This window comes from Sphingobium sp. UBA5915 (assembly GCF_002431195.1).
In the GTDB taxonomy this organism is placed as follows: Bacteria; Pseudomonadota; Alphaproteobacteria; order Sphingomonadales; family Sphingomonadaceae; genus Sphingobium; species Sphingobium soli.
Genome location: NZ_DJDV01000002.1, coordinates 26,401 through 33,530, shown reverse-complemented (window position 1 = coordinate 33,530; position 7,130 = coordinate 26,401). Strand labels below are relative to the sequence as shown.

The 7,130-nt window shown below is 56.5% G+C and carries 10 protein-coding genes and 1 pseudogene; 8 read left to right on the top strand and 3 right to left on the bottom strand.

Going from position 1 to position 7,130, the window contains the following annotated elements; genetic code table 11:
- The 5 genes from B2V90_RS00285 to B2V90_RS00265 form a co-directional block, all read left to right on the top strand.
- Positions 1-277, top strand: a 277-nt coding sequence (locus B2V90_RS00285; RefSeq protein ID WP_349681199.1) for a DUF6771 family protein, incomplete at its 5' end; no start/stop codon positions are given.
- Between the two features lie 137 nt (positions 278-414).
- Positions 415-654 carry an ECs_2282 family putative zinc-binding protein gene (locus B2V90_RS00280; protein WP_293919412.1) on the top strand — a complete coding sequence of 80 codons (240 nt, stop codon included), beginning with the start codon at positions 415-417 and terminating at the stop codon, positions 652-654.
- Complete coding sequence (locus B2V90_RS00275) at positions 645-1,091, top strand: hypothetical protein (RefSeq protein WP_293919410.1); 447 nt, start codon at positions 645-647, stop codon at positions 1,089-1,091. The genes B2V90_RS00280 and B2V90_RS00275 overlap by 10 nt, the downstream gene beginning before the upstream one ends.
- A gap of 21 nt (positions 1,092-1,112) precedes the next feature.
- The gene (locus B2V90_RS00270; protein ID WP_293919408.1) at positions 1,113-1,736 is read left to right on the top strand and encodes a hypothetical protein; all 624 of its coding nucleotides are present in this window, start codon (positions 1,113-1,115) and stop codon (positions 1,734-1,736) included.
- 151 nt (positions 1,737-1,887) lie between these two features.
- Entirely contained in the window at positions 1,888-2,748 is an 861-nt protein-coding gene (locus B2V90_RS00265) for an NmrA family NAD(P)-binding protein (RefSeq protein ID WP_293919406.1), read from the top strand.
- 37 nt (positions 2,749-2,785) lie between these two features.
- On the opposite strand, the pseudogene B2V90_RS00260 reads toward B2V90_RS00265, so the two are convergent.
- A pseudogene (locus tag B2V90_RS00260) lies at positions 2,786-3,103 on the bottom strand (ATP-binding protein); the annotation flags it as partial.
- Positions 3,104-3,168: 65 nt separating this feature from the next.
- Here B2V90_RS00260 and B2V90_RS00255 point away from each other — a divergent pair.
- Complete coding sequence (locus B2V90_RS00255) at positions 3,169-3,603, top strand: hypothetical protein (RefSeq protein WP_228221621.1); 435 nt, start codon at positions 3,169-3,171, stop codon at positions 3,601-3,603.
- Between the two features lie 530 nt (positions 3,604-4,133).
- On the opposite strand, the gene B2V90_RS00250 is transcribed toward B2V90_RS00255, so the two are convergent.
- Both B2V90_RS00250 and B2V90_RS00245 read right to left on the bottom strand, forming a co-directional pair.
- On the bottom strand, positions 4,134-4,826 hold the full coding sequence (locus B2V90_RS00250; protein ID WP_293919404.1) for an NYN domain-containing protein: 693 nt from the start codon (positions 4,824-4,826) through the stop codon (positions 4,134-4,136).
- 63 nt (positions 4,827-4,889) lie between these two features.
- Positions 4,890-5,846, bottom strand: a complete 957-nt coding sequence (locus B2V90_RS00245; protein ID WP_228221623.1) for an IS1595 family transposase — start codon at positions 5,844-5,846, stop codon at positions 4,890-4,892.
- 106 nt (positions 5,847-5,952) lie between these two features.
- Here B2V90_RS00245 and B2V90_RS00240 point away from each other — a divergent pair, with 106 nt between their 5' ends.
- Positions 5,953-6,183: a DUF6471 domain-containing protein gene (locus B2V90_RS00240; RefSeq protein WP_228221624.1), complete on the top strand. Its 231-nt coding sequence runs from the start codon at positions 5,953-5,955 to the stop codon at positions 6,181-6,183.
- Entirely contained in the window at positions 6,138-7,121 is a 984-nt protein-coding gene (locus B2V90_RS00235; protein ID WP_228221625.1) for a hypothetical protein, read from the top strand. Before B2V90_RS00240 ends, B2V90_RS00235 begins: the two co-directional genes overlap by 46 nt.
- Positions 7,122-7,130 lie beyond the last annotated feature (9 nt).

The following is a 7,130-nucleotide window of genomic DNA, read 5'->3' as shown; positions in this document are numbered from 1 at the left end:
ACGGGACTCGCCGGACGCTTACATCTATGCGAGCAGGCACCGCAAGCCTATTGCATGTCTGTTCGCTTTTTGTTCTCGTGGCTTCATGATACAGCCTGATTCTCTCTGGCTCGCTCAGAGCCTCCTCAATGCGCCCGGATGGGCGAGGGTAGCTTTGACAGCACCGAATGAGCGCCTGCGAGAGCAAGCTGCCGTCGAACTAGCGCAGACCATCATCGTCGCATTGGAACGACAGCCGCCGATCTATGACCGACGGCAAATGACCCTCCCGCTATAAACCAAACTAGCGAAGACGCCTCGGCGTTTCATCTCCGCCGGGAGGTTCAGTTTGCGTGCGTTGCGGACTTGACTTAAAATCCGACACTACCATACGTTATTCTGTTCCGCTATTGTTCCTTCGACAAGGGAGGTCGCATGAAGGACAGCTACGATCGCTCGATGAGTCTTCAGTGCCCCACCTGTGGTGGAGAGAGCTTTGAGCATGAGGAAGAAAAGCCGGACGTGCGCTGTGTGCGTTGCGACCTCATCCTGACCAAGGCCGAATTGCGTGAGGCAAACGGCGCTCGCATCGACGAGGAGGTCGAGGCGCTTAAAGCCGAGGTGCTAAAGGATGTGAAAGCCGACTTTGCGAAGATCTTCAAAAAATGGAAGTGACCATCAGTGACGTGGTGGCCGTCGCGGCCCTCGGTCTTTCCGGCTACACCCTGTGGCGGCAACGGAAGGGCGACGAATTAGCCAGAAAGCTCAATGCCCTTCAGATCGAAAAGGAGCAGGCTGAGAGTGTATCGTCAAAAAAGGCGGACCTGTTCGCCAACTTCGTGAACACGGGCAAATCGCGTTACCAATTCAAGATATTCAATCGCGGGAAAGGAACCGCGCGGAATATCCGATTTGAGATATTAGATGGAGAGGACCTATTTCGTGTTGGTGGAATGGCGGAGAAATTCCCATACCCTTCACTTGAAACGCATCAATCAATAAGCCTGCTAGCCAGCGTTCACATGCAGTCACCTAGGCGGGCGACCGTCAAATTGACATGGGACGACGATGCTGGCGGTGGCGAAAAAACGATCACTGATGATGTTTTTTAACGGCACAGCATAGGTTGGAACTTGACTGAACGCAGGCATTGGCTGGAACTCGCGCTGACTGATCCCAACGTCACGATCACGTCGCGTTCACTGTTAAGCCTCCGTATCCAGTGCCTTGGCGTTGCCGCCTCGGCGGCTAGCAGCCTCGTTCTGTGGGAGAACGAGACTACCGAGCAAAAGGCATGGTATCCGCAAGCCTTCATGCGTGGATCGGTCGCAATCGTTATGAGCGCATTCGCCTTGGAAGCAGCCATCAATGAAGCAGCGACGATGTTGCGTATGGACGATCAGGCGTTTGCCGGAATCGAGATGCTGCCACCGCTCAAGAAAGCAGATGAAATTGCGAAACTGATGGGCTTCGCAAAACTGCGTCGTGGCGACAAAATCTGCCAACATGCTCGGCTGCTTTATCGACTTCGCAGCGGCTTGGCACATGGTCGCGCTGAATGGTCGGATGAAGTGAAGACGCACGCGACCCTCTCGGAGGAGGTCAGCAGCCTCGGTGTTTCGCTAAGTCCCTTCATGTCGCCCAACGACAAGCCGTTTCCGGTAGGATGTATGTCAGGAGCGATGGCGCTTTGGGCTGTCGATGCAGCTAGGAATTACATTACGGCATATTACGCGGCGGCGTGCATCCACGGCTGAACCAGCAAGGACCGCAGTTTTCTGCGGCTCTCGTGCCCGACAATTCAGTTTACGTGCATTGCAGGCTTGACGAACGTGGTTAACGTCTGAACGCCCGCTCGGCACCTCGTAGCACCCCGTGCGTTGATCGGTCTTAAGCCGGAGAGAGACGATGTTCGTAATCATGGGCGCGACAGGTCACGTTGGCAGGGCGGTAGCTGACACCCTTCTCTCGCATGGCGAGGAGGTATTGATCCTCACGCGCAAACCCAATGAGGCTGAGCACTGGAGCGACAAAGGCGCGTCGATCGCAGAGGCGGATGCGGAAGACGGCGCGTCCCTGCGAGCAGCATTTCAGCGGGGCAAGCGAGCGTTCCTGCTCAACCCTCCAGCCGATCCCACCGGCGATACCAGTGCGACCGAACGGCGCACCATATCCAGCATCCTGAGCGCTCTTGACGGTCTTGCACTCGAAAAGGTCGTGGCAGCCTCGACCTATGGCGCGCAACCTGGAGAGGGCTTTGGCGATCTGGCAACTCTCTGGCAGCTTGAAGAAGGTCTGCGTTCTCAACCGATCCCGGCGGCGATCAATCGTGGCGCATACTACATGACCAACTGGCTCGGCATGGTTGATGCCGTGAAAGCGTCGGGTAATTTGCCGAGCATGTTTCCAGCCGATGTCGAGATACCAATGGTCGCTCCCGTCGACCTAGGCAAAGCCGCCGCCGACCGTCTGCTCTCATCACCCGACGACGTTGGCGTCCGATACGTCGAGGGCCCAACTCGTTACACGCCCGAAGACGTCGCCGCTGCTTTTGCCGTTGTCTTGAGCCGCGACGTTGGCGTTCAGGTGGCTCCGCGCGAGCAGTGGGTCTCAATTTACAAGGGCTTGGGCTTTTCGGACGAAGCCGCGGGTTCCTACGCTGGGATGACAGGTAAGAGTTTGGATGACGACTTCGACAAACCTGAGCAGCCTGAACGAGGGACCGTGACGCTCCAAGCGTTCATCTCAGGGGTGCTCTCGAACAAGTAAAACCACGCATTTCTGCGATTTTAGCCCCCGCGTTTCAGTTTACGTGCGTCGCAGCCTTGACTCTGGCCGGGAAAGTCACATGCGCATTGGCCCGCGCCACCATGACCTCACCCGTTTCCAGCGGCTGGCGCAGCGAATCGAGCACGGTGCGCTGAAATTCCGGCAGTTCGTCGAGGAATAATACGCCCAGATGCGCCATGCTGACCTCGCCCGGCCGTGCTTTCAGCCCGCCACCGACCAGCGCGGCCATGGATGCGCTGTGATGTGGATTGCGGAACGGCCGCGCCCGGCTGATGCGTCCACCTTCCAGCGTTCCGGCGACGCTTGCGACCATGGAGCTTTCCAGCGCCTCCGGCATTATGTAGCAAACGCACCAACGTCAGGATAGATGTAATCGCCCGCGTTGCGTAATGTCATCATATGGCAGACTACATGGTAACAGGGCTGGTGAAGCGCCGCGCGGCGCTCGCTGGTGATATGAAGCGCGCTCAAGAGGCGCTTTCTCAAATGGCGCGCGATCTGGAAACGCTGGACGCGGCTATCAAGCTGGTAGCGCCGGATATGGAGATAGAGGCGATAGCGCCCAAGTTCGTCAAGCCGCCCGAAGATTGGTCGCGCAGGGGTGAAATGAGCCGCCAGGTGCTGTCCATCCTCCGCACCTCCCCCAAGCCTCTCACGGCCCGCGAAATCGCATCCAGGATGATCGTTGATCGCGGGCTTGCGGCCACCCCCAAGCTATTGAACCTGATGACCCGGCGCGTCTCTACCTGTCTGCGCGATCGGCGCGAGCAGGGGCTTGTGCGCAACCCTGATACGCGGGTTGGGCTTTGGATGGAGTGGGAGGTGGTGCGTTAATGTTGCGACAAAACAGCGCGAATTAACGAAATCGTTATATAACGGAGACTTTATACGTGTTGTTTCGGCCACAATAATTTTGCGTTCGCGGTATGTTTTTACGGTTTGGCAAGATTCAGGACTCGACAGGAAGCTTTTTCCCAGCATATTGACCCGCGACGGTCCGCCGTCTTTCTTCTGCTGAAGCCCCTTAGCTGCCCTAATAGACGGCGGGGCGCATGGGGCGAGCCCGGAGCGCGGGGCTCATCCCCGCTCCTTGCAGGAGAACTGATATGCGGATTGCATGCAGTTGGCCGAGAGCTGTGTCCGTTACGGACTACTGGCGGTTTCGGCTTGGCAAGTGGGAGCACGTTTGCCCCCACTGCCGGTCTTACCCTACTCGTTGACGCGGCGTAGGTAGCTGACCACCTTGCGGCGGGCCGTCACCCTTAGACTCCTGAAACATATAAATTGCAACCGCGCATAACGCCTATTTGCATATTTTTTGATCAGGCGCTGCGCCTCTAGACTTCGACCAGAGGCTTGAGCCGCTAGGCCGGTGGCGCGTATGACGCCGGTCTCTTCACGGTCTTGCCCGGTCCTATTTGCACGGATCCCGGGAGTAAGCATTTTGCGAGACGCCCAGCGGTCAACTCCAATTTGGGGCCAAGCGACCTGCAATATCCAAAACGCCCCGGTGGGGTCGCCACAAACACTTCTCGTTCTGACGTGTTTGCTAAGATCATCTTGATTGCCGGTCCGAGGTCAGTATCAGCGCTGATGACAATGAGACGGTCAACTTCGCCTTTTAGGGCGTCCGCCACCATGTGAACAGCGATCTGTACGTCTGTTTCTTTTTCTTCATGTCCCATCCAACGGGCACCACACGACATGCACTTGCGAGGCTTTTCTTTAAATTGCCCCATGTGGAGGACAACGCCACGCGAAATAAGGGCGTCAGTGTATTCTCTATGCCGTTGATAACGATCGGGCATCCATGTCGCGTAGGCTGAAAAATATTTCACCGTCTTGAGGACTTCGCCGTGGCGAAGCAAAGATTCTGCCAGCGCTCTCAGGCAAACCCATTTGAGATGTGGGCGTTTCAAATCCGCTATCGCGTGATAGAGATTAAAACCATCAACGTAGACAATGACTCGTTTCATCGCACAAGCGATAACGCAAAAGGCCGAGGCAGTGAAGCCTCGGCCTGTCTGACGGGTCATGCCCGCCAGGTTGATAAGCACGAGCTAGTCGTGATGTGTTACTAAATCAATATCCTTGATGTGCAGCTCATCGGATTTTTTCGGTCAAGCCGCCCGCTGCCAATACCCTTTCCACTGACGGCTAACCCGCGAAGCCAGCGCCGCCGCCGTCACCATGGCGGCCTGTCCACCGTTAGTGACCCGGCGATTATCCTCACGCCACGACGCTTCACCGGCATAGGCATAGAGGTACGGGCCAGCGATATGGTGGTGCGTGCCGACTTCCATGCGGCGCAGACGGCTGAAATAGCTTTCCGCCTGATTGGTGCACGCGCCGTTGTCGAGAAACGCAATCGAGTGATTGACGCGGCGCGTATCCCAGCCCGCGTGCAGAGCGTCCCAGCCCGAACCTTCATCAGCCATGATCGTGGCGACAGTGCCGACATGATCGCGGACATAGGGGACGGCATCGCCTTCATTGCGAACGACGAAGGGCAGCGACTTGCCGTTGCGCTCGCGCATGATGACGACGCACTGGCGCTTGCCGGTAAGGTTCGCCTTGAGGCGACGATCCTTGCGATCCTCCTTGCGGTTTTCCGGTTTGCTGTAGCCTCCGAAATACGCGCCGTCGATTTCGACCGTGCCGTCAAGCTGGCGACCGGCCAGTTCCTTCGCCATTGCTTCGCGCAGCTTGTGCGTGAGAACGAAAGCCGTCTTATACTGGCAATCAAGATCGCGGCTGAGCTGGAGCGAGGAAACGCCCTTGGCCCCGTTCACAAAGATGACGATCGCAGCCAGCAGGTCGGTGAACGACATTTTGCGCGAAGCAAATATGGTGCCGGACGTAACCGAAAATTGGTGATGACAGCCAACGCACTTGAATTTGCGGCGCGACGTGATGTTGTACGTTTCGACGCAGCCGCAACGCGGACAGACCGCTTCGCCGTCTGTTTCCGGCCAGCGCATTTCGCAGAAGGTCCGATACGCCTTGTCCTCGCCTATGGTGAAAACAGCCTTGAGACTGATCGTGCGGGCCTGGGCAGAGAGGAGAAAGTGTTGCATGTCATCGTATCCGTTGCTTATGCATCGTATATAATGACGTTCACGCACTGTTGTCAATGACAAACGTATCGAATATGATGCGTCTAGCATCATTGGAGATACGGATATGCCTAAGACGGCAAAGGATTGGGAAGATCAGGTAAAGGCGATGCTCAAGGCAGAGCTAAAGCGCCGGGGCCTGTCCTATGCAGATCTGGTTGGAAAGCTGGCCGACATAGGCGTCATGGACTCTGAGCCGAATATCAGGAACAAGCTGAGCCGGGGAAAATTTACGGCGGTGTTTCTGGTCCAATGTTTGGAAGCAATAGGCGCGACATCGCTGCGATTTGTGGAATAGTTTTTACAGCCGGGCTGCTTGCTCTGCTCCTATATCCCGAACAACCAAATCTTGCTGGTAACGCTGGCTACCAAGGCCAAGCAGCCGATTATCGCGCTGGCGGGTACGACTGCCAACCACAGGCGATTGACGCGCTTCCCCGGCGGAAACGCGAGGAACGCGCTGTAAGCTGTAAAGAAGCCGAAGAAGAACACCGCCTGAAGACTGATGATCTTATACAGCAGAGACGTGCGGCGCAGGCCGCCGAAGCATCTTCCATCCTCACCTACCAGCAAACAGTTATTGGGGCTTTGGGTCTGGCGTTTGGATTCGTTACGATGGTCGCGGCTATTGGTGCGGCGATCTACGCTCGATATGCCGCCAATGAGACTAGGCGTGGCGCTGACTACGCCGAGCGAGGGTTGAAGTTTGTCGCGGAGGCTAACGCCGCTGATATCCGTCCGTATCTCTTTATCGATAAAGTGACTGCGGACGAAATTGACGACCAAATAGTCGTTACCTTCTGGCTGAGAAACTATGGCAGGATGCCAGCGCGTTCCATTGTCGCTAGAGCGCATTGCTATATCTCGACCTACCACGAAGAAATCAGGCCAGACGTCCTCACGGCTGACAAAATCCCCATTCCTCACTGCGCTCCGGGCCAAGACCGCCGCGTGTTCTCCCGCGTCTGGATCAGTAGGGAAGATAGGGATTTGATGGACCAAGGGCAGCTGGAACTGATTATTCGCGTGAGATATTGGTACTACGGACGTTCCATCCGCAGATTCTCTGAGCGGGCTGACTACTGGACCGATGGTGCCGGTCTCCACAAAGGCCTGTTCTATGTGCTCGACGAGGATCGTCGGAAACGCCACGCCATGCATCGGCAATTGATGGAAGCTCAATATACCAAAGAGCCAGAATTTGATTGGCCAGATCAAGCTACGCCTCCTGAATGAAGGCGCATG